Source organism: Agarivorans sp. QJM3NY_33 (assembly GCF_050870865.2).
In the GTDB taxonomy this organism is placed as follows: Bacteria; Pseudomonadota; Gammaproteobacteria; order Enterobacterales; family Celerinatantimonadaceae; genus Agarivorans.
Window position 1 is genome coordinate 581,712 of record NZ_CP194039.2, and the last position, 20,789, is coordinate 602,500.

Genomic DNA, 20,789 nt, shown 5'->3' on the forward strand with positions numbered 1-20,789 from the left:
GCTATTTGAATGGTGAGAGTGCGGCCTGATGCCGAGTTTGCGCAACTGCAAAGCCAATTACGTTTGCGCGATAGACTGATCACCCAAATTCGTTTTAGTGCCAAGCTAATTTGTATTACTGGCAGTGTGGGCTCGGGTAAATCCTTTATCGCCAGTGGGATACTCGAACGTGCTCAGTTCGCGAATCATGCCTTAGTGACTGCCAGCGATAAAGACGATGGCTCTCGCTTGCGTCGAGAACTGCTACAACAGTTATTACATGATCCATTGTTTAACCAAGATGATCCTTTATTTGATAGCTTTAAACGCAATGTACAAGAAACCAATGCTCCGTTAGTGATTATGATCGATGATGCCCATCGATTAACGACAGAATTACTAAGAGAGTTGTTGGAGTTTTATCAACATTACAATCAGCTATACCAATATTCCTTATCGTTACTGTTATTCGCAGAAGCTAGCAATAGCTTTAGTGCTCAGTTGGATGTGTTGAGCGCTGATATTCTGTATTTTGAGGTTCCCTCACTGAGCGACAATGAGTCTTTTGAATTGGCTTCATTGTTATTTAATCGAGCCGAGTATGTTGCGGAGTTTGAAAATCAGCAAGCAATCGAACAACATATAGCATCGGCGAAAGGAAACCCTCGTCTTATTTATCAATTTGTCGATCAAATCGTTACTGGAGATATCCCCATGTCGGAAGCTAGTGCTCCTAATAGAAAAAAACTTTATATCGCCATTGTTGTCGTATTGTGCGCAGCAGTCGCTGGTTTACTGGTTCAGTTGGTCAACGACTGGGGTAAAGAGGATAAGGGAAATGATAGCCGTATTGCCTTGGCTCTTATGGAGGAGCCGACTTTAGCCAATGGCTCTACTCCAGCCGAAGAATTCGCATCGGCGCAAGCGAATTCCAGTTCTAGCACTCAAGTCGATACCGCTAAACTACCTTCGTTAGATGTTGCGACAGAAGTTGATTTAACCGCACAAAGTCAAGCCAAGCAATTACGAGTGGTGGTTGAGGATGATGTCGTGAGTAAGTTGTTAGCGGATCAGGGAAAAGCCGAAAACCAAGCTAAGCCTGACTTGACGAGCAACATTAATGATAGTGAAAACTTGTTGGTTGAGCCACAACCATCAACAATATCGACCGATAAAATTGAGCCAGCCGATGTGACGAAAGAAGTTCCAATTCAGTTGACCGATGTGAAGTCTTTGCTTCAAGCTAAACCAGCGAAACATTATACTTTACAGTTAATGGCGTTGAAAAATCGAGAAAAAGCCGAGCAATTTGTTTCTTCTCGCAAATGGTATCATGAGGTATGGGTCTACCATTCATCGGCTAATCCAAATGTGCCTTATAAAATCATTTATGGTGATTTTACGACGCGGGAGCAGGCTCAAGCTGCACGTCTCAATTTGAAAAAGCAGAATCTGGATTCTTTGATCAAGCAATTTAGCCAAGTTCAGTTCGAATTAACGGAATCGTGATGACGCATCTTCGAGCCTTTTTTCAGTGGGTAGATCATTTTGGCGAAACAAGGCAGAAGACTGATTTGTTGGTGTGTCAATTATATTTAGCTGAAGGTCATCTGTGAGTCGTAATATATCTTCAGTTAATCGTAAGTCTCCGTTGAAGTGGGCTGGTGGCAAGAAGCGCATTGTTGATGAAATCAAAGTGAATCTTCCATCTACTGGAAAGAAGCGTTTGATTGAGCCATTTGTAGGTGGCGGTTCGGTGTTTCTTAATTTTGAGTTTGATGAATACCTATTGGTGGATACTAACCAAGATCTCATTAATCTGTTTGGGTTCATTAAAACGCAGCCGGATAGATTTATTAAGGAAGCAGAAAACTTCTTTATTGGTAACCATAATCATCCCGATTTTTACTATCAGCTGCGCGAGCAATTTAATCAATCCACAGATCCATATGAACGCTCATTACTCTTCGTCTACTTAAATCGACACGGTTATAACGGGCTATGTCGTTATAATAAAAGTGGGGGATTTAATGTACCTTTTGGACGCTATAAGCGGCCTTACTTTCCTCGAGAAGAGTTTATCGAATTCTCTAAGGTCGCTCAGCGTGCATCATTTGTATGTGGTGATTTTGAACAGGCATTTCTCGCCGCGGGTGAACATGATGTTGTTTATTGTGATCCGCCTTACTCGCCAATTAATCGAACCTCGAACTTTACTGCTTATGCTGGAAATAAGTTTACCGATGATGACCAACGTCGTTTAGTTGAATGCGCGCTGCAAGCGAAGCAGCGTGGTGTATCTACACTTATATCAAACCACTTTACCGACTTCACTCAGGAGCTATATGCTGGCGCTGATACACTTAGCTTGTTGAGTGTTCAACGTAATATTAGCTGTAAGGGAAGTGTGCGAGGCAAGTCTAAAGAGGTTATGGCGCTTTATTCGGGAAGCTAGGCGGCGCATTAAAGCGCCTTGTTTGTTAGTTTATTTCTGCAACTCGATTTCGAAAGTGTTGGTGAGCGGATTCCGAAATATCGCATCCGAGATATTCTCGGCCTAAGTTTTTAGCGGCGATTAAGACCGAACCAGACCCAAAAAATGGATCGACGACCAGCTGATTTTTCGTGCTGCTTTGAGAAATTAGTGTTTCAAGCAATGGCACTGGCTTTTCTGTGGGATATCCGCGATAAACTCGTTTACATTCAAGAATATCTGGTATGCCTAAATTATTGAGTTTCTTTTTTCCTTTTTCAAAGAAAAGGATGTACTCGTGACGAGCTCTGTAATGGTATCCCATGCCGATTGTGACTTTATCCCAAATAATAGGTTTCCAAAATTTGAATCCTATTTTTTCTGCAATTGGTTTTACGACAAACATTGTTTCTTGATCGCAGAATAAGTAAAAATGCGAATTGTTCTTCAGAACCCGATATATCTGCTTGAGAAGCGTTTCAAAACGCGCATTCGGGAAAATTTCAAACCACTGATTACTAGACGATTTACTTACTTTTAGTCTGGTGGTTGTCCCGATATTTCGGTGCTTTTCCAGGGACTCGTAGGGTGGATCTGTGATTAAAAGATCGACGCTTGCATCGGCAAGTGTCGCAAGCCAACTGACCGCATCATCTCGATAAATTTGCATTGAACCTCTAGACTAAACTGCTACATACGCGCCCATTTTCTGAGACATGAGAAGGTACACCTTTCTTCAATTTACGGCAATCGATACAATAACTTTGATCGCCATCTGGATTTTTAGCCGTTTTTCTCGCAGGTGTCTTTCCAAAGGATAATGGCTAGGGATGAAATACATGTTCACTGCCGTTTGCAGCTGAACAATGTGGGCAAGATTTATAGTTTCTAGTGGTTTGAGGATCTTTTTTATAGATCATTCCATTCTTTAATGCTCTGTTACAACAGTTACAAGCCATATTATTCATCCTAAGTGATTTAGTGATAAATAATATAAGGCGAATCACCAACTGATTTTGAGATTGACCCGAGATTTACGAGTTCAAGATGTGGTCGTTCTCAAGCCAATGAAGGGAACTCGAATCATCCGCTTAGATTGACTCGAGTTGGTGAGTCGAGAGGATATCTCAAATCATTAAGTGATCGCTGTGACTAGTAATACCAGACTCATTACGAGGGCCAATACCATCACGATCCCAAGGCCGATAAATTGCCAAGCTTTACCCTGACTAAAATCCTGCTGGCGTTGTTTGTCTGATTGAACACCTAATAATGCGGCGAAGACACTTTTCAGTATACTTGAAGGCTTTTCGGCCATTATTTAGTCCCTATATTGAGGCGGTTTAAGTCAAGCATAAAACAATCTTGGTAGAGTGATTGGATCATGCCTCAAGCTGCGCTAAAATTGCGCACTTTCAAACCCAATGGTTATTCCAATGAGCACACCTTTTTTAATTGCCCCTTCTATTCTAGCTGCTGATTTTGCCCGTTTGGGCGAAGAGGTGGAAAATGTACTTGCCGCAGGCGCAGACGTGATCCACTTTGATGTGATGGACAATCACTATGTGCCAAATTTAACCTTTGGGCCAGCCGTATGTCAGGCCTTGCGTAATTACGGCATTGAAGCGCCTATCGACGTGCATTTAATGGTTAAGCCAGTGGATAGTCTGATCCCCGAGTTTGCGAAAGCGGGGGCAAGCATGATTACTTTTCATGCCGAAGCTTCAGAGCATATTGATCGTAGCTTACAACTGATCAAAGAGCAGGGCTGTCAAGCGGGCCTAGTATTGAATCCCGCGACGCCACTACACTACTTGGATTATGTGATGGATAAGTTGGATATGATCTTGTTGATGTCAGTCAATCCCGGTTTTGGTGGTCAAAAATTCATTCCTGGTAGCCTTGATAAATTACGTCAAATTCGCGATAAAATTGATGCCAGTGGTTATCCGATTCGTTTAGAAGTGGATGGCGGTGTCACGCCGGATAATATTGCCGAAATCGCCGCCGCAGGCGCTGATATGTTTGTTGCTGGCTCGGCTATTTTTAGCAAACCAGATTACCGAGCAGTGATTGAGCAAATGCGTGCCGAATTAGCCAGTTTAAGTAAATAATAAGTAGTGAGCCTATATGACAACGTTAAACAAAATTAAGCTCATCGCTTTTGATTTAGATGGCACATTAGTCGATAGTGCGCCCGATTTGGCCTTAGCCATTAATGCGATGTTAGTTGATTTAGGTCGTGATGTGTTTAGTGAAGCGACGATCCGCCATTGGGTAGGCAATGGTGCCGAAGTTTTGATTAAGCGAGCACTCTCTGGTTGTTCAGAGATTGCGGCAGATCTAGATGAAGCGCTTTACTTAAGTGCAAAACCTTTATTTAACCGACATTATGCTGAAAAGCTGTGTGTAGCGAGTCGCTTATATGCAGGGGTTCGTTTAAGCTTAGCGGCGTTAGCCGAGATGAACCTTCCAATGGCGATTGTGACGAATAAACCAAGCTTGTTTACCCAACCACTATTAGAACAGCTTGATCTTGCGCAATACTTTGATGTGGTATTATCTGGTGATAGCTTAGCGCGTAAGAAGCCAGACCCTCTACCTTTAACTCACTTAGTTGGTCAGTATCAACTGGGTATTGAACAGTTGCTGATGGTCGGTGATTCAAAAAATGATATTCAAGCAGCAAAAGCTGCAGGATGTCGCTCACTAGGCTTGACCTATGGTTATAACTACGGTGAAGATATTGCCTTAAGTGACCCCGATTTTGTGGCGGATAGCCTCGAGACCCTGGTTGAATTAATGTCGGGTTCAGTCACGGCTTAAGTCCCATTTGTATTGTTTAAGTAGGAAAATCATGAGTAAACCCGTTGTATTAAGTGGCATTCAGCCATCCGGTTCGTTAACCATTGGTAATTATATTGGGGCGATTAACCAGTGGATCCACATGCAAAATGAATATAACTGTCATTTCATGCTGGCAGATTTGCATGCGATAACAGTTCGTCAAGAACCTAAGCAATTTAAAAACCAAGTCTTAGATGGTTTAGCCATGTACATAGCTTGTGGTTTAGATCCCGACAAGAGCACCATCTTTGTCCAATCACAGGTACCAGAGCATGCTCAACTCGCTTGGGTACTTAATTGTTATACCCAAATGGGCGAATTGAATCGGATGACTCAGTTCAAAGATAAGTCGACCAAGTATGCGAATAACACCAATGCGGGTTTATATACTTATCCGGCTTTAATGGCGGCGGATATATTACTTTATCAGGCAAATGCGGTGCCGGTAGGGGAAGATCAAAAGCAACATTTAGAACTCACGCGTGATATTGCTAATCGTTTCAATAATCTTTACGGCGAAGTGTTCACGGTACCCGAACCATTTATTCCTCAGTTTGGTGCGCGAGTGATGTCGCTGCAAGAGCCAACCAAGAAGATGTCTAAGTCCGACGATAATGTTAAAGCTTTCATCTTGCTTAGCGATACACCCAAACAAATTGCTAAGAAAATTAAAGCTTCGGTGACCGACTCTGATGAACAGGCGCGGATCTATTTCGATCGGGAAGAAAAACCCGGTGTGTCTAATTTGCTCACGTTACAGTCGGTGGCCACTGGTCAGTCAATTGATGACTTGGTCGCGGGATATGCTGGTAAAATGTATGGTCACTTGAAAGTGGATACCGCCGATGCGGTGGTGGCAATGATGGAACCTATCCAAGCGCGCTATCATGCGCTGCGTGAAGATGAGTCAGCCCTGCAAGCAATCATGGCTAAAGGCGCGGCGCGAGCTAGTGAGCAAGCTCGCCAAACACTACATTCGGTCTATGAGGTACTCGGTTTTATCGGCTTAAAATAGCCTTTACAGCTTGCGGTTCGAAGAAAGCCCAGTGAATGCTGGGCTTTCGTGTTTGTAAGACGTTTGCTTAAGCGAACACGGGTTTTTAGCTTAACGAAAGATCAACCGACCTTCAGCAAAATCGTATAAGATAGTCCTCTTTTATGGCTTTGCATTATGAGTGAGACGATAAGGCTGCATGTTACTCATTATCGATAATTACGATTCGTTTACTTATAACCTTTACCAATATTTTTCGCAGTTAAAGGTTGAGGTTAAGGTGGTGCGTAACGATCAGCTCAGTATTACGCAGATCGAACAAATGGCGCCGACTCACCTGGTTATATCACCAGGACCTTGCTCGCCCAACGAGGCGGGGATATCTTTACAGGTGATCGCTGAATTTGCCGATCAATTGCCTATATTGGGGGTGTGTCTGGGCCATCAGTGTATCGCTCAGCATTTTGGGGCGAGAGTGGTCAGAGCGGACATGCCGATGCATGGTAAGGTCAGGCCAATCCATCATCAGCAACAATCAGTATTTATGGGTTTGGCCAGTCCAATGGCGGTCACCCGTTATCACTCTTTATTAGTAGAGGCTGATAGCCTGCCAGATTGTTTGGAAGTCACGGCTTGGAGCCATGATCAGCAAGGGCAAGCTTATGAAATTATGGGGCTGCAGCATCGTTCTTTGCCGATCCACTCGGTGCAGTTTCACCCGGAAAGCATTCTTACTGAACAAGGTTTAGGCTTACTCGATAACTTTATTCGTTCGACTATATAGAATGCTAATGTTTAATAACGGTTTAATTTTATAATTAAATCGAATGAATAATTTATGCATATTTATGCGAAAGTTTATGTATTTTAGAGTAAAATGGCTTATTTGGCAGGACGCTTATTTAGAGCTATGCACTGAACTTGCGTAAAAATGGTTATATTTTGTATGGTGCTTTTGCAGTATGCTCAGACATCATGCTCGATATTTGTCATAATCCCAAGAATATTTACAAACTGTTAACTTCTCTGGCTATCGTTATAGGAATCGCCAGATTGATAAGGAGAACGCTACATGTCACATGCTGTAACTCGTGCGCTTTTTGACCAAGTCATGGTTCCCAATTACGCCCCCGCGGCGATTATTCCGGTGAAGGGCGAGGGCTCTCGTTTATGGGATCAAGAAGGGCGGGAGTATGTCGACTTTGCTGGTGGAATCGCGGTCAACTGTTTGGGGCATTGTCACCCCGCCTTAGTGAAAACCTTGACAGAACAGGGCCAAACACTATGGCACCTGAGTAATGTGCTGACCAACGAACCAGCTTTACGTTTGGCTGAAAAATTGGTGAATAGTACCTTTGCCGAGAAAGTATTTTTCTGTAATTCAGGCGCGGAAGCCAACGAAGCGGCCCTAAAGTTGGCTCGTCGCTATGCGATTGAACATGGAAGCCAAGAGAAAACAAAAATCATTGCCTTCGAACAAGGGTTCCATGGACGTACTTTCTTTACCGTGACTGTGGGTGGACAAGCGAGTTATTCCGACGGTTTTGGTCCTAAACCCGCAGGTGTTGAGCACATTCCCTACAATGATACCGCCGCGCTGGAAGCGTTGATTGATGATCAAACCTGTGCAGTGATGATGGAACCTCTCCAAGGAGAGGGGGGATCATTAGCGCCGATCTAGAATTTGCAAAAAAAGTTCGCGAGCTGTGTGATAAACACCAAGCATTACTTATTTTTGATGAAGTACAAACTGGCGTCGGCCGCACAGGGGAACTCTACGCTTACATGGGTCTAGGGATCACGCCGGATATACTCACCTCGGCGAAAGCTTTAGGTGGGGGTTTTCCTATTGCGGCTATGCTGACGACAACTGAGATTGCCGCCTCAATGAAGGTCGGCACTCATGGCAGTACTTATGGTGGAAACCCCTTGGCTTGCGCTGTGGCAGCAACTGCCTTCGATATTGTTAATAGTGAATCAGTCTTAGCGGGTGTGAAACAACGGGAGCAGTGGTTCAGAGAAGCTTTAATGGCGATTAATGATAAATATCAGGTTTTTTCTGAGGTGCGCGGTAAGGGGCTACTGTTGGGTGCGGTGCTGAATGAGCAATATAAGGGGCGTGCGCGCGACTTCTTAGTGGCTGCGGCGGCGGAAGGGCTTATGGTTCTGGTGGCAGGGGCGAACGTGATCCGTTTTACCCCTTCTTTAATTATTCCTCAGCTTGATATAGAGCTGGGTATGCAGCGTTTCGAACAAGCAATTGCCAAAGTGGTAAACGGCTAGTCTTATGGGCTTAGTCTCCTTGTGATACTAGGCCACTTCAATGCTTTATTATCATTCGGCGTGACTCTAAAGGGTCGCGGTGGTTTGTTATTTGATGAATGGAGACTTCGCTATGTTAGTTATCCGCCCTATTAAGGAAACGGACTATCCTGCGTTATTACAAATGGCGGTGGCTTCAGGGGTTGGCTTCACCTCTTTACCGGTTGATGAGCCTCTTTTAAAAGAAAAGCTCGCCCATTCGATACGTTCTTTTACCGCAGATGCCGACAGCCCAGGCAATCAACATTATTTAATGGTTGCTGAAGATAGCGACACCGGAGAAGTGGTTGGGACCACCGCTATTGATGCGGCTGTGGGGATGAGTAACCCCTTCTATACTTACCATCTCGGAAAAGTGGTTCATGCTTCGCGTAGCCTCAATGTTTATAACGTGGTTGAGACTCTTACTCTGACTAATGATTATACCGGGGTGACTGAGTTATGTACGCTGTTTTTGCAAGAGTCGCATCGTCGTGGAAACAATGGACGCTTATTATCCAAATGTCGTTTCTTATTGATGGCTGAACATTCGCATTGTTTTAATGATTCAGTGATCGCCGAAATGCGGGGGGTCTCTGATGAACACGGGCGTTCACCTTTTTGGCAGTGGTTACAGGATCATTTCTTTAGTGTTGATTTCCCGACGGCGGACTACTTAACCGGGGTTGGTAAGAAAGAATTTATTGCCGAGTTAATGCCGAAATATCCGATATACGTCAACTTATTGAGTAAAGAAGCACAGGCGGTGATTGGTGAGGTGCATGAAAAAACTCGTCCAGCTTTACGCCTGCTCGAATCTGAAGGTTTTTGTAAACACGGTTATGTGGATATTTTTGATGCTGGGCCGACCGTCGAGTGCCCATTAAAGTTGATCGAAAGTGTCAAACATTCCCTCAAGGTGAGCATCAGTATTGCGGAGCCCGCCGCCTCTGCTGAAGAAATGTTACTAAGTAATGCTCGCTTAGTTGATTTTAGAGCTTGTGTGGCGGCGATCCAGTTAGATTCCGACTCATTGCGAGCGGTTATATCGGCTAGTACTGCAGCAGCCTTAGAGGTACAAGAGGGTGATCTGATTCGTATTGGTGCGCTACGTTTAGAATAGTCATAGGCTCGCCCATGGGGCCGCTATAAAGGATGTGAGGTTGTAGATGGAACATTTAAATCAGTTTATTAATGGTCAATGGCTAGCGGGTCAAGGTGCCTCGTTTCAGTCTATCGATCCAGCCAAGAATGTTTGCGTTTGGCAGGGCAATGCTGCGTTATCAGCGCAAGTCGATCAAGCCGTTAAGGCGGCACGAGCGAGCCAGTTTGACTGGTATATGCTTGGGCTAGAATCAAGAATTGCAGTGATTAAACAATTCGCGGCCTTGTTGGAGCAAAATAAAGAGCGCCTAGCCTTAGTGATTGCCCAAGAGACCGGTAAACCCTTGTGGGAAACTCGCACCGAAGTTGTCGCGATGATCGGCAAGGTGGCTATTTCCGAGAAAGCCTATGCCGAGCGAACTGGCGAGTCATCTTCAGAGTTACCGATTGCAAAAGCGGTATTACGTCACAAGCCGCATGGTGTGGTGGCGGTATTTGGTCCCTATAATTTCCCAGGACATTTACCTAATGGCCATATTGTTCCCGCTTTAATTGCCGGTAATAGTGTGGTGCTGAAACCTTCAGAACTCACGCCTTATACTTCGGAATGTATCGTTAAATTATGGCAACAAGCGGGTTTGCCTGATGGGGTACTTAACTTACTGCAAGGGGAGGTGGTTACAGGTAAGGCGCTGGCTGCTCATCCTGATATCGATGGGTTATTTTTTACTGGTAGTTCTAACACGGGTCACTTATTGCATCAGCAGTTTGCCAGTCAGCCGGATAAAATACTCGCTTTAGAAATGGGCGGCAATAATCCCTTGGTGGTTGACCAAGTCGCCGATGTTGACGCTGCGGTACACGATATTGTTCAATCCGCCTTTATTTCGGCAGGACAGCGCTGTACTTGCGCACGCCGTTTGTTTTTGCCTCGTAGTGAACAAGGTGAGCAGATCTTAGCCCGTCTATTAGAAGTCACTCAAGCCATTCAAGTGGGTCTCTATGATGCCGAGCAGCAGCCCTTTATGGGCGCAATGATTAGTGCGAAAGCTGCCGCAGGAATGGTTGAGGCCCAACGGCAGTTGCAACAGCTCGGTGGGCAGTCCTTGCTTGAGCTACAGCAGCTAGAGCAAAACAAGGGCTTGGTTACACCTGGTATTATCGATGTGACGTCTGTTGCTGCGCTGCCCGATGAAGAGTACTTTGGCCCGTTATTGCAGGTGCTCCGTTATCATGACTGGGATGACGCGATTGCTCAGGCAAATCATACTCGATTCGGTTTATCGGCAGGCTTGCTGAGCCATGATCCGCTAAAATGGGAAAACTTCCGTCATCGGATCCGCGCCGGTATTGTCAATTGGAACCGTTCGATTACCGGCGCTTCGAGTGCTGCACCTTTTGGTGGCGTGGGCGCTTCTGGAAATCATCGGGCTAGTGCTAAGTATGCGGCGGACTACTGTGCTTATCCTGTCGCCTCTATGGAAGGTGAAGCCAGCGTGATGCCAGCGGTACTCAGCCCAGGCTTACACTTTTAGGGAGAATATGATGACCTTAGATTTGTTTTTTGAACGTTTATGGCAACAATATTTGGCGGTGACACCTAGCGCCGAAGCGATCCATCAGCTGTTGGGCGATGGTCATCAGATCGTCAATGATCATATTGCCATTCGCAGCTTTAATTTACCGAATACCGGTGTGGAAGCTTTTGCGAAACACTTATTGGCGATGGGCTATCATCGAGGAGGAGAATACCATTTTGCGAATAAGCACTTAGACGCGGCTCACTTTGAGCATTCCGACCCGAGTATTCCCAAAGTCTTTATTAGTGAATTACAGGTTGAGAGCTTGTCTGATAAGGCGCAGATGATTGTTCAAGGTTTGGCTAAGCAGGTGCCATTAGCGCTTTATCAACAGCCAGAAGTTTTTTTCTGTGGCCGTCCATGGCAATTGAGCTACGCTGATTATCAGCAGCTACTTGAAGAAAGTGAATATGCCGCTTGGTTGGCTGCTTATGGTTATCGAGCGAATCATTTTACGGTGTCAGTCAACCAGCTACCGCATTTCGACAGCTTACAACAGGTGAATCAATGTTTGAGTGAGGCGGGTTATGTGCTCAATAAGCTTGGTGGTGAGATCAAAGGTTCGCCGGAAGTGTTATTAGAGCAATCTTCAACTATGGCAGATTTATCTGAAGTAGTATTTAGTGATTCTAGTCAACGCATTCCCAGTTGCTTCTATGAGTTTGCACTGCGTTATCCATTACCGAACGGTGAGTTATATTCCGGCTTTGTTGAAGCTTCGGCGGATAAAATATTTAGTAGTACTAATCGTTAGTTGGCACAATAAAAAAGCCGCATAAGCGGCTTTTTTTATAGGTAAACAGAGAGTTGCTTAGCGGGTACCGTAAACCACAATTGTTTTACCGTGGGCGGTGATAAGCTCTTGCTCTTCTAGCATCTTAAGAATACGACCAACCGTTTCACGAGAACAGCCAACAATTTGGCCGATCTCTTGGCGGGTAATCTTAATTTGCATACCATCTGGATGAGTCATCGCATCTGGCTGTTTCGCTAGGTTTAGTAAAGTCTGAGCAATTCGACCAGTCACGTCTAAGAAGGCTAAATCACCCACTTTTTGGCTGGTGATCTGCAGGCGGGTTGCCATTTGCCCTGACAAACGCATCAGGATCTCAGGATTCACTTGAATCAGTTGACGGAATTTCTTATAAGAAATTTCGGCAACCTCACAAGGGCTTTTAGCCCTGATCCAAGCGGTCCGGATCGGGTTTTCAGTGTCTTCGAAAAGGCCTAGTTCGCCCATGAAGTCACCTTGATTCAGATAAGACAAGATCATTTCCTTGCCTTCTTCATCTTTAATTAAAACCGCGACTGAGCCCTTGACTATGTAGTATAGGGTTTCGGCTTTTTCGCCAGCATGAATTAGGGTGCTTTTTGAAGGGTACTTATGTATGTGACAGTGAGAAAGAAACCACTCCATCACCGGATCAGCTTGAGGTTTGCCAATTACCATATTAAAGAAATCCTCTGTCTTTATAATTATTTACCAGCTATATACTTAGTAAATTGTATTTATTCTAATTGTTTTCCATCCACCCCTAGCATAAAAGGCTTCGGACTTTGCTGCAAGGCATTTATACGCCTTTAGTATGAGGTAATTACTAGCCATGAACCTTGACCTAGATTAAGCTGGTGAACGAAATATTAAGCAGGAGAATCTAATATGAAAGCGTCGGTCAAGTGGTCAAAAGAACTACAGTTTATTGGTGAAAGCAGTTCAGGCCACCAAATATTGATGGATGGCGACGCTGCGAAAGCTGCTCCGAGCCCGATGGAGTATGTCTTAATGGCGGCTGGTGGATGTAGTTCTGTGGATGTCATTTCCATTTTATCTAAGGCTCGGCAGCAAGTGACTGATTGCCAAGTTCATTTGGAATCAGAGCGAGCCGAGGCGGCGCCGAAGGTATTTACCAACATTCACCTGGAGTTTGTCGTAAGTGGGGTGAATTTGAGCGACAAGCACGTTGCCCGAGCGGTGCAATTGAGTATGGAAAAATACTGCTCGGTATCGTTAATGTTGGGTAACAGCTGTGAAATTAGCCACAGCTATCGGATTGAAAGCGCGAGTTAACGAACTTTTCCGGTTTCCAGCAATTGTTGGATCATTGGTGATAAAATTAGCTCCATGGCGAACCCCATCTTTCCTCCTGGAACCACGATGGTGTTTTGCCGCGACATATAAGCACCGTCAATCATCTGTAACAGATAAGGAAAATTAACGTTTTTGAGTCCTCTAAAACGGATCACTAACATGCTTTCATCGAGTGACGGAATACTCTTAGCGCTAAAAGGGTTTGATGTATCGACCGTAGGGACGCGCTGAAAGTTGATATGGGTACGCGAAAATTGTGGGGTGATGTAGTTGATGTAGTCATCCATTGAACGAACAATTGAATCTTGCACGGCTTCTCGTGAATGGCCTCGTTCGGTGGTATCCCTCACCAGTTTTTGGATCCACTCTAAGTTCACAATCGGCACCATGCCGATCAGCAAATCAACTTTTGACGCGACATTTTTTTCATCGTAAACCACGCCGCCGTGCAAGCCTTCATAAAATAATACTTCGGTTTCTTCCGGCAGTTCCTGCCAAGGGGTAAACGTGCCCGGCATTTGATTGTATGGCACGGCTTCGTCGAAGGTGTGCAGATAACGTCGATATTGACCAGTACCATCTTCGCCATATTGTTTGAAAAATTCATACAACAAATTGAAGTCGTTGGCCTCCGGGCCGAAGTAGCTGATGTGCTTTCCGTGTTCGCGAGCCTTTCGGATGGCTACATCCATCTCGGGTCGAGTGTAGCGGTGAAAACTGTCGCCCTCAATAAAGGCTGCATTCAGTTTATGTTGCCTAAATAAGTGAGCGAATACCTCACTGGTGGTTGACGTTCCGGCACCGGAAGAACCAGTGACAGCGATAATAGGATGTTTAGCTGACATAATGACCTATCTGTAAGTGAGACTATAAACATGATTTATACATCATCCTGCAGCCTATCCGTGGCTGAGGCATTAAATTGCTCTTTGGCAATCAAGTTGACTGTTTCATGTAGTTCTGAGTATACGATTAAAACTGAACCATTAATAACCTGTTGTTTAATTTGCTCTCGTTTGTCTTCTAAACTCAACTCTTGTTCACCATAGTCGGTGCCTTCACGTAATACGAAACTTTCGAGTAAAGCTTCGAAAGTGTCGGCCGCTAGGTTTTGCCAAGGAATTATCATGAATTAGCATGCTCTTTTGTGTTGAGGTGCTGGCTAAACCACTGTGGAATAGCAGACTCTAGCCAGAATGTTGGACGAAATAGGCTACCACCGACAAATCCTACATGTCCACCAGTGCGGCTTAGTCGATATTCAATCGCGGGGCTGATTTGCTCATTTCGCGGGATCACTCTTGCGTCCATAAAAGGATCATCGGCGGCGTGGATCAGCAAAGTGGGTAAGCCAATGTGCTTGAGTAAGGGTAAGCCGCTACAGCGTTGGTAATAGTCAACGGCACCTGCAAACTGATGGGCTGGGGCGGTGTAGTGTTCATCAAACTCTACGAAGTTACGCCAGCGCTTGACTTGCGTTTGTTGCAGTGGGGCTTGTGGCATACGGCTAATCTTTTTACAGAGGTTTTTTTTCATCCGGCTGAGTAAGTGATGCTGGTATATTTGAGAAAAACCCTGTTGTAGTCGCTGGGAACAGGCGGCTAAGTGCAGTGGCGCAGAGATGACCGCGGCCGCAGTTAGCGGTGAGCGTGGTTCTTTCGCTAGATAATTCACCAACATATTCCCGCCTAGCGAGTAGCCCAAGGCGAATAGAGGGGCTTTGGGATTGAGTGCGTGTAAATGCTCAATACAAGCTCGTGCGTCATCAATCTCGCCACTGTGGTAACCGCGCCATAGCTTGTTGGGTTTACCACTACATCCTCGAAAATGCATCACCACTGCTCGCCAGCCTTGCTGTTTACAAGCTTGTAAGATCCCCTTGGCATAGGGTGAATGTACACTGCCTTCTAAGCCATGGAAGACGAGCACGATTGCTTGTTCTGGTTTGTCAGTCTTGGCACTATCAATCCAAGCGAGATCGATAAAGTCACCATCGTCTAGATCTAACTGTTGCCAATCCAAATTGAGTTTTTTGTTGCGCAATAACAAAGTGGGCAGCAGAGTTTGAATATGCCGATTACGAGCCCACCAGGGCGCTTTAAAGTGCGTAGAGTTAATTTTTTGCCTCCATTAAAACCACTGAGTAAACGATATGGTGTGGCATAACAATTTTCGAGTTTGGTCAAATTAGTTTACAAGTTACTCATGGTAACATAACCTTTGTTCACGGCAGATGATTGAGATAGCACATGAACCAAGCAAGCAAACTGCAATTGTCCCAAGAGTTAAGCGATTTGCAAGCGGCTTATCGTCAACAGCCTTACCCTAGTTTAGCGATACGTCGCTACCATCTTAGCCAAATGCTGCGGCTGTTGCTCGATAATCAAGCCGCTATTATCGCTGCGATTAGTGACGATTTTGGTTATCGCAGTCCGCATGAGTCGAGGCTGATTGAAATTTTCCCGGCCATCGAGGGCCTGCGTTATAGTCTAAAACACCTCAAAAAATGGCTTAAGCCACAACATCGTCAGGTGAGTCTTTGGTACTTTGGAGCGAGTAATCGGGTTCAGGCTCAACCGCTCGGGGTGGTTGGGGTCATTGTCCCCTGGAACTACCCTCTGTATTTGGCCTTCGCGCCCCTTACCGATGCACTGGCGGCAGGAAATAAGTTGATGATTAAAATGTCTGAACTTAGTCCCGCCTTAAGCCATTTGCTGATCCAATTGTTGCCAAAGTACTTGCCCGACGATGTGCTGCGGATCTATTCAGACGACGGCTCACTGGGGCCAAGTTTTTCAGCCTTGCCCTTTGATCACCTCATCTTTACTGGTTCCACCCAAACAGGGCGTAAAGTGATGGCGGCCGCCGCGCAAAACTTAACCCCTGTTACCTTAGAGTTAGGCGGAAAGTCACCAGTGATCGTGGCTGAGGATTATCCCATAACTCAGGCGGCTGAGCGAATACTGATGGGGAAGCTGCTGAATGCTGGGCAAACTTGTGTGGCTCCCGATTACGTGCTGCTTCCCAAGGGAACGAGGCCAGCTTTTATTCAGGCTTGTTTAGCCTATACCGCCAAACACTACAGCGATATGTCAGATCCTGCTCTTTCTAATATGATCTCGGCGGATTTTTTAACTCGGCTGGTGAACTTGCGCGAGCAGGCAATAGCCCAGGGCGCTGAATTTATCCCGTTAATTGCTGGTGAATGTGCAGGGAAATTTACGCCGGGTTTGTTAGTTGACGCAGCTGCGTCATCCTTGGTGATGCAGCAAGAGATTTTTGGTCCACTATTACCGATTGTCGAATATCAAGATTTGTCGCAGGCCATCACTTATGTCAACCAAACTGCACCGCCGTTGGCCCTTTATCTATTTACCAAGCAGTTTGGGGTGCAGCTACGAGTGCAGCAGCAAATTCAAGCTGGTGGCCTGTGTATTAATGAGGTGTTACTACATGTGGCTCAGCATCAGCTGCCATTTGGCGGAGTCGGCAGCAGTGGTATGGGCCACTACCATGGTTACGATGGTTTTGTGCAGTTTTCTAAAATGCTGCCAATCTTTAAACAAGGTCCATTTGCAGCGACTCGTTTGATGCGACCGCCTTATACCCGCATCAGCGACTACTTGCTTAAATTGATGACCCGTGGATAATCGAATTAGCCAAAGTTAAGGGGGAGCGCTAGTGGATTGCCAGTTTTGTTCTCGGGCATGGTTTGTAGAAAAGTTAGGGCGTTGTAAGCAATGCATGATTTTGGCCAACTTGGGTTGGATACTGATGTTATGCCTTTGCATTGTCTACCGAGGAGATATAGCCGTGTATCGGCTGAGCTTATGGGCTGGTTTTGCCGCGTTTGCTAGTTTAAGTGCTGCCCATTGGTTGATGTTTTTTTATTACCGATGGTTTGCGTCAAAATAGTCACATGCGGCTAACTATTAATCCGTGTTTAGACTGCTTAAATGAGGTGCTATCACTTGCTCAGCTTGAGTTAATAATGAGTTTTCTGGCGATAGCCAATGGATCTCATCACCGCGACGCTCCATCTTTCTGAACCAGGTATCCTGGCGTTTGGCAAATTGGTGGATCTGAGAATTGAGCTTTTGAAACATATCGTTATAGCTCAGCTGTTGTTGCAGGTATTGTGCGACTAAACGGTACTCTAAGCCATAAAACTCTAGTTTTGCATAGCTCACACCTTGAGCGTGTAGGCGTTCAACTTCTTCCACTAAACCCTGTTCAAGCCGCTGTTTTAAACGTAGCGTGATGCGTTGACGGAGTACTGCTCGCTCCCAGCGGATCCCCAAGTAAAGTGGCTTTATCTCGGGGTGAGGGGAGGTTTGCGGGGGCGCTGTGTCTGACTCGGCAATTTCAATGGCTCGCACTAAACGCGGCCGAACCTGTAAATCAGTATTATTATGTTGCTCGGGCTTTACTGAGAGTAAACGTTGCTGCAGTTGCTCTAGGCTGAGTTCTGCAAGCTCGTTACGTAGGGCCTGATTGCTTGGTACTTCATGTAGCTGATAATTTTGGGTCACCGCATCAATGTACAAACCTGTTCCACCAACCATAACGGGGAGCTGTTGTCGTTGTTTAATTTGCTGGTAGGCTTTGAAGAAATCACGCTGAAAATGAAATACGCTGTATTCGGCCTCAGGTTCAACGATATCAATTAGGTGATAGGGGATCTCCTGGTATTCATCCAGATCTTTACCCGAGCCTAAATCCAAGCCTCGATACACTTGCCTAGAATCGGCAGATAGTATTTCGCCGCCGTAAAGTCTGGCGATCTCCACGCCAAGATGGGTTTTTCCTGATGCGGTAGGCCCGAGAACAACCAGCAAGTTTGCAAGATTAGTCGACATAGTAGTATTGATTACAGAGTGTTGGCGGGAATGGTAACAAGAAAAAACAAAAACGGCATGTGCAGAAGCAACATGCCGAGTGAAATAGCCTGAGATCCTTGGCAAAAATGGTGTTTAAGCCTAGTTTTCCCAGAAGTTTTTGCGAGACTCTTGGTAGCGGTCTGCTTCTGTTAAACCGATATCACGTAATAAGTACGCGGGTAATTGAGCCAATTGACGGCGGGTTTTTTGGCGCTGGATCCACACATTACAAAGATTGTATAACTCAACAATACCGTGTTGGGTTTGTGGTAAGGAAGAACTGTGTTTATTGCTGTGGATCGTGTTTATATTGATATTCATATCGAGGACCTCATCTCAGTTGATGGGAGAATAGTAGTTCTGAAATGCGAGGTTCTCAAACAAGTTAAATTGCAACCTAATCATTAGAAAAACTAATGTAACGTGGTTTTTTTATAGAGCCGTTTTGAATCGATTTTAGACGTGAATAAATATTCATAAATGTGAATGTAAAATTCATTTGAATATTTTATTTAGCATTTTTGTAGCAGTTTATTTACTCTCTGAGCCTTTATTTTAGGGATTCACATTTATGCTAAAGCTTTGTTGTGATCCAGGTCGTTATTGCGTAATTATTCGCTGGTTGAATTGCCTCTAGATTGACACTTAATCCCCCGTAAATAAAGGGGCTATTGGTGGTTTGAATTAGTCGTTCATTTTTTGTTTAGGATCAATTTTGGAATACCATGAAAGCCTTCGTTGTTTATTTGTTTTGTTGCGACCTTGTGCATGATCTGTTGCTTGATTGATATCAAAAAGATCGGTTTTTGATCGAATTTGACATGAAGCATTTTAGGCTGAGGAATGAACCACAAGTTCGCTGGGTTAATGTTTTTTTGGCTTAGTTAATTTAACCTAAATGATTTTTGTGGCTTGCTGGTGATTGTTCGTTTTACATTCAATTGTTTGTACGCTAATGCTAGAGTGCATAGGCGACAAAACATAACGACAATAAATAACTAACGATAAGGACATGGCATGAACCTAACATCCTTTAATCCGCCGCGGCGGATTTTAATGGGCCCCGGCCCTTCCGATATTTCACCACAAGTATTACAGGCACAGAGTCGTCCCATTATTGGCCATCTTGATCCACTGTTTGTAAATATGATGGATGAAATTAAGGCGCTGCTGCAATATGCTTTTCAAACCACTAATCAACATACCTTTGCGGTTTCCGCTCCTGGCTCTGCTGGCATGGAAACTTGCTTTGTGAATTTGGTCGAGCCTGGTGACAAGGTTATTGTTTGTATTAATGGGGTATTTGGTCAACGGATGTTGGAAAATGTCGAACGTTGTGGCGGTATCGCAGTGGTGGTGGAGGATGCTTGGGGGCAGCCTGTCTCTCCGGCAAAAGTAGAGCAGGCCTTACAGCTGCACCCCGACAGTAAAATTGTGGCTTTTGTGCATGCCGAAACCTCTACTGGTGTCGCGTCTGATGCACAGGCTTTATGTGGCTTGGCCAAGCAGCACGGCTGTTTGTCGATTGTAGATGCGGTGACCTCCGTCGGCGGGATCCCGGTTTTGGTTGATGAGTGGGGGATTGATGCAATTTACTCTGGCAGTCAAAAGTGTTTGTCTTGTGTGCCTGGTTTATCGCCGGTGAGCTTTAGCCCTGCGGCGGTTGAGAAATTAAAAAACCGTAAAACCAAGGTGCAGAGTTGGTTCTTAGACCAAAGCTTGGTTATGGCCTATTGGTCAGGTGAGCAAAAACGTTCTTATCATCATACCGCTCCTGTGACAGCTCTATATGCTTTGCATGAGTCACTGCTGATGTTACATCAAGAAGGCTTAGAGCAAGCTTGGCAGCGGCATGCGCAGCAACATGCCTTATTAGCTAAGGGTTTGGACAAATTGGGATTGAATCTGATGGTAGAGGTTGCATATCGATTGCCGCAATTAAATCTGGTTGCGGTGCCTGAAGGTGTAGATGAACAAGCGGTTCGCGCTCGTTTGTTGAATGACTACAATTTGGAAATTGGCGCAGGCCTTGGACAGTTTGCAGGAAAGGCCTGGCGAATTGGTTTAATGGGATATGCGGCACGTCAAGAGAATGTGAGCTTGTGTTTAGCGGCACTTGCCGAGGTACTGGAATAAGACTAGCGGTTTCTCCTATACTCAAGCATGAAACCCGCGTCGGCGGGTTTGTTGTTATATTACCTTTAAAGGAGCTATTTTGTGTTCATCGATTTTGCTGAGTTAACGAGTCAGCAGATTTACCACTGTATGACTCAAACTATCGTCCCTCGCCCTATTGCTTGGGTTTTGAGTGATAACGGGCAAGCTGCTTCCTATAATTTAGCGCCATTTTCGTATTTCACTGCAATAAGTTCAGATCCACCCTTGATCATGCTATCGCTTGGTAAGAAACCGAATGGTTGTGACAAAGACACTAAAGTGAATATTGAGCAGCGTCAGTATTGTGTGGTTCATATCGCGCATGCTAAGCAAGCCAAATTAGTGACTGAATCTGCGAGAACACTTCCCCACGGCGAATCAGAAG

Annotated in this window: 22 protein-coding genes and 1 pseudogene (1 of these 23 only partly in view); 15 read left to right on the top strand and 8 right to left on the bottom strand. The window is 45.1% G+C overall.

Translation table 11 applies throughout. The features are described from left to right. Positions 1-9 precede the first annotated feature (9 nt). Positions 10-1,488 carry an AAA family ATPase gene (locus tag ACRRSY_RS02595; RefSeq protein ID WP_432454725.1) on the top strand — a complete coding sequence of 493 codons (1,479 nt, stop codon included), beginning with the start codon at positions 10-12 and terminating at the stop codon, positions 1,486-1,488. A gap of 103 nt (positions 1,489-1,591) precedes the next feature. Continuing rightward, positions 1,592-2,434 (top strand): Dam family site-specific DNA-(adenine-N6)-methyltransferase, encoded by an 843-nt coding sequence (locus ACRRSY_RS02600; protein WP_432454724.1) that lies wholly within the window; start codon positions 1,592-1,594, stop codon positions 2,432-2,434. Positions 2,435-2,459: 25 nt separating this feature from the next. On the opposite strand, the gene ACRRSY_RS02605 is transcribed toward ACRRSY_RS02600, so the two are convergent. Both ACRRSY_RS02605 and ACRRSY_RS02610 read right to left on the bottom strand, forming a co-directional pair. Next, on the bottom strand, positions 2,460-3,122 hold the full coding sequence (locus tag ACRRSY_RS02605; RefSeq protein WP_432454723.1) for a DNA-methyltransferase: 663 nt from the start codon (positions 3,120-3,122) through the stop codon (positions 2,460-2,462). 465 nt (positions 3,123-3,587) lie between these two features. Next, the gene (locus ACRRSY_RS02610; RefSeq protein WP_432454722.1) at positions 3,588-3,770 is read right to left on the bottom strand and encodes a DUF2970 domain-containing protein; all 183 of its coding nucleotides are present in this window, start codon (positions 3,768-3,770) and stop codon (positions 3,588-3,590) included. 118 nt (positions 3,771-3,888) lie between these two features. Between ACRRSY_RS02610 and rpe the strand changes: the two genes are divergently transcribed. The 8 genes and pseudogenes from rpe to ACRRSY_RS02650 all read left to right on the top strand — a co-directional run bounded on the left by rpe (position 3,889) and on the right by ACRRSY_RS02650 (position 12,032). Then, positions 3,889-4,566 (top strand): ribulose-phosphate 3-epimerase, encoded by a 678-nt coding sequence (rpe, locus tag ACRRSY_RS02615; protein WP_432454721.1) that lies wholly within the window; start codon positions 3,889-3,891, stop codon positions 4,564-4,566. A gap of 16 nt (positions 4,567-4,582) precedes the next feature. After that, positions 4,583-5,278: a phosphoglycolate phosphatase gene (locus ACRRSY_RS02620; RefSeq protein WP_432454720.1), complete on the top strand. Its 696-nt coding sequence runs from the start codon at positions 4,583-4,585 to the stop codon at positions 5,276-5,278. 31 nt (positions 5,279-5,309) lie between these two features. Beyond that, entirely contained in the window at positions 5,310-6,314 is a 1,005-nt protein-coding gene (trpS, locus tag ACRRSY_RS02625; RefSeq protein ID WP_432454719.1) for a tryptophan--tRNA ligase, read from the top strand. Positions 6,315-6,492: 178 nt separating this feature from the next. Beyond that, a complete protein-coding gene (locus ACRRSY_RS02630; RefSeq protein WP_432464296.1) occupies positions 6,493-7,077 on the top strand; it encodes an anthranilate synthase component II in 585 nt (194 codons plus the stop codon). Between the two features lie 288 nt (positions 7,078-7,365). Next, positions 7,366-8,576, top strand: a pseudogene (locus tag ACRRSY_RS02635) (aspartate aminotransferase family protein). A gap of 112 nt (positions 8,577-8,688) precedes the next feature. Beyond that, positions 8,689-9,717 (top strand): arginine N-succinyltransferase, encoded by a 1,029-nt coding sequence (gene astA, locus ACRRSY_RS02640; protein ID WP_432454716.1) that lies wholly within the window; start codon positions 8,689-8,691, stop codon positions 9,715-9,717. Positions 9,718-9,763: 46 nt separating this feature from the next. Next, positions 9,764-11,233: a succinylglutamate-semialdehyde dehydrogenase gene (astD, locus tag ACRRSY_RS02645; RefSeq protein ID WP_432464297.1), complete on the top strand. Its 1,470-nt coding sequence runs from the start codon at positions 9,764-9,766 to the stop codon at positions 11,231-11,233. A 10-nt stretch (positions 11,234-11,243) separates the two neighbouring features. Continuing rightward, positions 11,244-12,032, top strand: coding sequence for a DUF1338 domain-containing protein (locus ACRRSY_RS02650; RefSeq protein ID WP_432456109.1), 789 nt, complete (start codon positions 11,244-11,246; stop codon positions 12,030-12,032). Positions 12,033-12,089: 57 nt separating this feature from the next. Here the strand turns inward: ACRRSY_RS02650 and crp are convergent, their stop codons facing one another. Then, positions 12,090-12,728 (bottom strand): cAMP-activated global transcriptional regulator CRP, encoded by a 639-nt coding sequence (gene crp / locus ACRRSY_RS02655; protein WP_432454714.1) that lies wholly within the window; start codon positions 12,726-12,728, stop codon positions 12,090-12,092. Between the two features lie 210 nt (positions 12,729-12,938). Between crp and ACRRSY_RS02660 the strand changes: the two genes are divergently transcribed. Beyond that, positions 12,939-13,346, top strand: coding sequence for an OsmC family protein (locus ACRRSY_RS02660; protein ID WP_432464298.1), 408 nt, complete (start codon positions 12,939-12,941; stop codon positions 13,344-13,346). Here ACRRSY_RS02660 and ACRRSY_RS02665 read toward each other — a convergent pair. The 3 genes from ACRRSY_RS02665 to ACRRSY_RS02675 are packed head-to-tail and all read right to left on the bottom strand — an operon-like array spanning position 13,343 to position 15,485. After that, positions 13,343-14,212, bottom strand: coding sequence for a phosphoribulokinase (locus tag ACRRSY_RS02665; RefSeq protein WP_432454712.1), 870 nt, complete (start codon positions 14,210-14,212; stop codon positions 13,343-13,345). The genes ACRRSY_RS02660 and ACRRSY_RS02665 overlap by 4 nt on opposite strands. A 35-nt stretch (positions 14,213-14,247) precedes the next feature. Then, positions 14,248-14,496 carry a YheU family protein gene (locus tag ACRRSY_RS02670; protein ID WP_432454711.1) on the bottom strand — a complete coding sequence of 83 codons (249 nt, stop codon included), beginning with the start codon at positions 14,494-14,496 and terminating at the stop codon, positions 14,248-14,250. Next, positions 14,493-15,485 carry a hydrolase gene (locus ACRRSY_RS02675; RefSeq protein WP_432461090.1) on the bottom strand — a complete coding sequence of 331 codons (993 nt, stop codon included), beginning with the start codon at positions 15,483-15,485 and terminating at the stop codon, positions 14,493-14,495. Before ACRRSY_RS02675 ends, ACRRSY_RS02670 begins: the two co-directional genes overlap by 4 nt. Positions 15,486-15,616: 131 nt before the next feature. On the opposite strand from ACRRSY_RS02675, the gene ACRRSY_RS02680 reads away from it, so the two are divergent. Then, on the top strand, positions 15,617-17,017 hold the full coding sequence (locus tag ACRRSY_RS02680; protein WP_432464299.1) for a coniferyl aldehyde dehydrogenase: 1,401 nt from the start codon (positions 15,617-15,619) through the stop codon (positions 17,015-17,017). A 94-nt stretch (positions 17,018-17,111) separates the two neighbouring features. Further along, complete coding sequence (locus ACRRSY_RS02685) at positions 17,112-17,282, top strand: hypothetical protein (RefSeq protein ID WP_432456107.1); 171 nt, start codon at positions 17,112-17,114, stop codon at positions 17,280-17,282. A gap of 17 nt (positions 17,283-17,299) precedes the next feature. Here the strand turns inward: ACRRSY_RS02685 and miaA are convergent, their stop codons facing one another. Then, on the bottom strand, positions 17,300-18,226 hold the full coding sequence (gene miaA, locus ACRRSY_RS02690) for a tRNA (adenosine(37)-N6)-dimethylallyltransferase MiaA (RefSeq protein WP_432454709.1): 927 nt from the start codon (positions 18,224-18,226) through the stop codon (positions 17,300-17,302). Between the two features lie 120 nt (positions 18,227-18,346). Then, complete coding sequence (locus ACRRSY_RS02695) at positions 18,347-18,568, bottom strand: DUF1127 domain-containing protein (protein ID WP_432454708.1); 222 nt, start codon at positions 18,566-18,568, stop codon at positions 18,347-18,349. 696 nt (positions 18,569-19,264) lie between these two features. On the opposite strand from ACRRSY_RS02695, the gene ACRRSY_RS02700 reads away from it, so the two are divergent. Both ACRRSY_RS02700 and ACRRSY_RS02705 read left to right on the top strand, forming a co-directional pair. Then, positions 19,265-20,383 (top strand): pyridoxal-phosphate-dependent aminotransferase family protein, encoded by a 1,119-nt coding sequence (locus ACRRSY_RS02700; protein WP_432464300.1) that lies wholly within the window; start codon positions 19,265-19,267, stop codon positions 20,381-20,383. Positions 20,384-20,464: 81 nt separating this feature from the next. Next, positions 20,465-20,789, top strand: partial view of a flavin reductase family protein gene (locus ACRRSY_RS02705; protein ID WP_432464301.1) — the 5' portion only. The gene runs 290 nt beyond the window's last position; the window shows 325 of its 615 coding nt (coding positions 1-325); the start codon lies at positions 20,465-20,467; the stop codon falls past the right edge of the window.

Excerpts from the sequence above, each read along its gene's own strand:
- ACRRSY_RS02595 (WP_432454725.1), top strand. The coding sequence starts at position 10 with ATGGTGAGAGTGCGGCCTGATGCCGAGTTTGCGCAACTGCAAAGCCAA.
- ACRRSY_RS02605 (WP_432454723.1), bottom strand. The coding sequence starts at position 3,122 with ATGCAAATTTATCGAGATGATGCGGTCAGTTGGCTTGCGACACTTGCC.
- ACRRSY_RS02610 (WP_432454722.1), bottom strand. The coding sequence starts at position 3,770 with ATGGCCGAAAAGCCTTCAAGTATACTGAAAAGTGTCTTCGCCGCATTA.
- rpe (WP_432454721.1), top strand. The coding sequence starts at position 3,889 with ATGAGCACACCTTTTTTAATTGCCCCTTCTATTCTAGCTGCTGATTTT.
- ACRRSY_RS02620 (WP_432454720.1), top strand. The coding sequence starts at position 4,583 with ATGACAACGTTAAACAAAATTAAGCTCATCGCTTTTGATTTAGATGGC.
- trpS (WP_432454719.1), top strand. The coding sequence starts at position 5,310 with ATGAGTAAACCCGTTGTATTAAGTGGCATTCAGCCATCCGGTTCGTTA.
- ACRRSY_RS02630 (WP_432464296.1), top strand. The coding sequence starts at position 6,493 with ATGTTACTCATTATCGATAATTACGATTCGTTTACTTATAACCTTTAC.
- astA (WP_432454716.1), top strand. The coding sequence starts at position 8,689 with ATGTTAGTTATCCGCCCTATTAAGGAAACGGACTATCCTGCGTTATTA.
- astD (WP_432464297.1), top strand. The coding sequence starts at position 9,764 with ATGGAACATTTAAATCAGTTTATTAATGGTCAATGGCTAGCGGGTCAA.
- ACRRSY_RS02650 (WP_432456109.1), top strand. The coding sequence starts at position 11,244 with ATGACCTTAGATTTGTTTTTTGAACGTTTATGGCAACAATATTTGGCG.
- crp (WP_432454714.1), bottom strand. The coding sequence starts at position 12,728 with ATGGTAATTGGCAAACCTCAAGCTGATCCGGTGATGGAGTGGTTTCTT.
- ACRRSY_RS02660 (WP_432464298.1), top strand. The coding sequence starts at position 12,939 with ATGAAAGCGTCGGTCAAGTGGTCAAAAGAACTACAGTTTATTGGTGAA.
- ACRRSY_RS02665 (WP_432454712.1), bottom strand. The coding sequence starts at position 14,212 with ATGTCAGCTAAACATCCTATTATCGCTGTCACTGGTTCTTCCGGTGCC.
- ACRRSY_RS02670 (WP_432454711.1), bottom strand. The coding sequence starts at position 14,496 with ATGATAATTCCTTGGCAAAACCTAGCGGCCGACACTTTCGAAGCTTTA.
- ACRRSY_RS02680 (WP_432464299.1), top strand. The coding sequence starts at position 15,617 with ATGAACCAAGCAAGCAAACTGCAATTGTCCCAAGAGTTAAGCGATTTG.
- ACRRSY_RS02685 (WP_432456107.1), top strand. The coding sequence starts at position 17,112 with ATGATTTTGGCCAACTTGGGTTGGATACTGATGTTATGCCTTTGCATT.
- miaA (WP_432454709.1), bottom strand. The coding sequence starts at position 18,226 with ATGTCGACTAATCTTGCAAACTTGCTGGTTGTTCTCGGGCCTACCGCA.
- ACRRSY_RS02695 (WP_432454708.1), bottom strand. The coding sequence starts at position 18,568 with ATGAATATCAATATAAACACGATCCACAGCAATAAACACAGTTCTTCC.
- ACRRSY_RS02700 (WP_432464300.1), top strand. The coding sequence starts at position 19,265 with ATGAACCTAACATCCTTTAATCCGCCGCGGCGGATTTTAATGGGCCCC.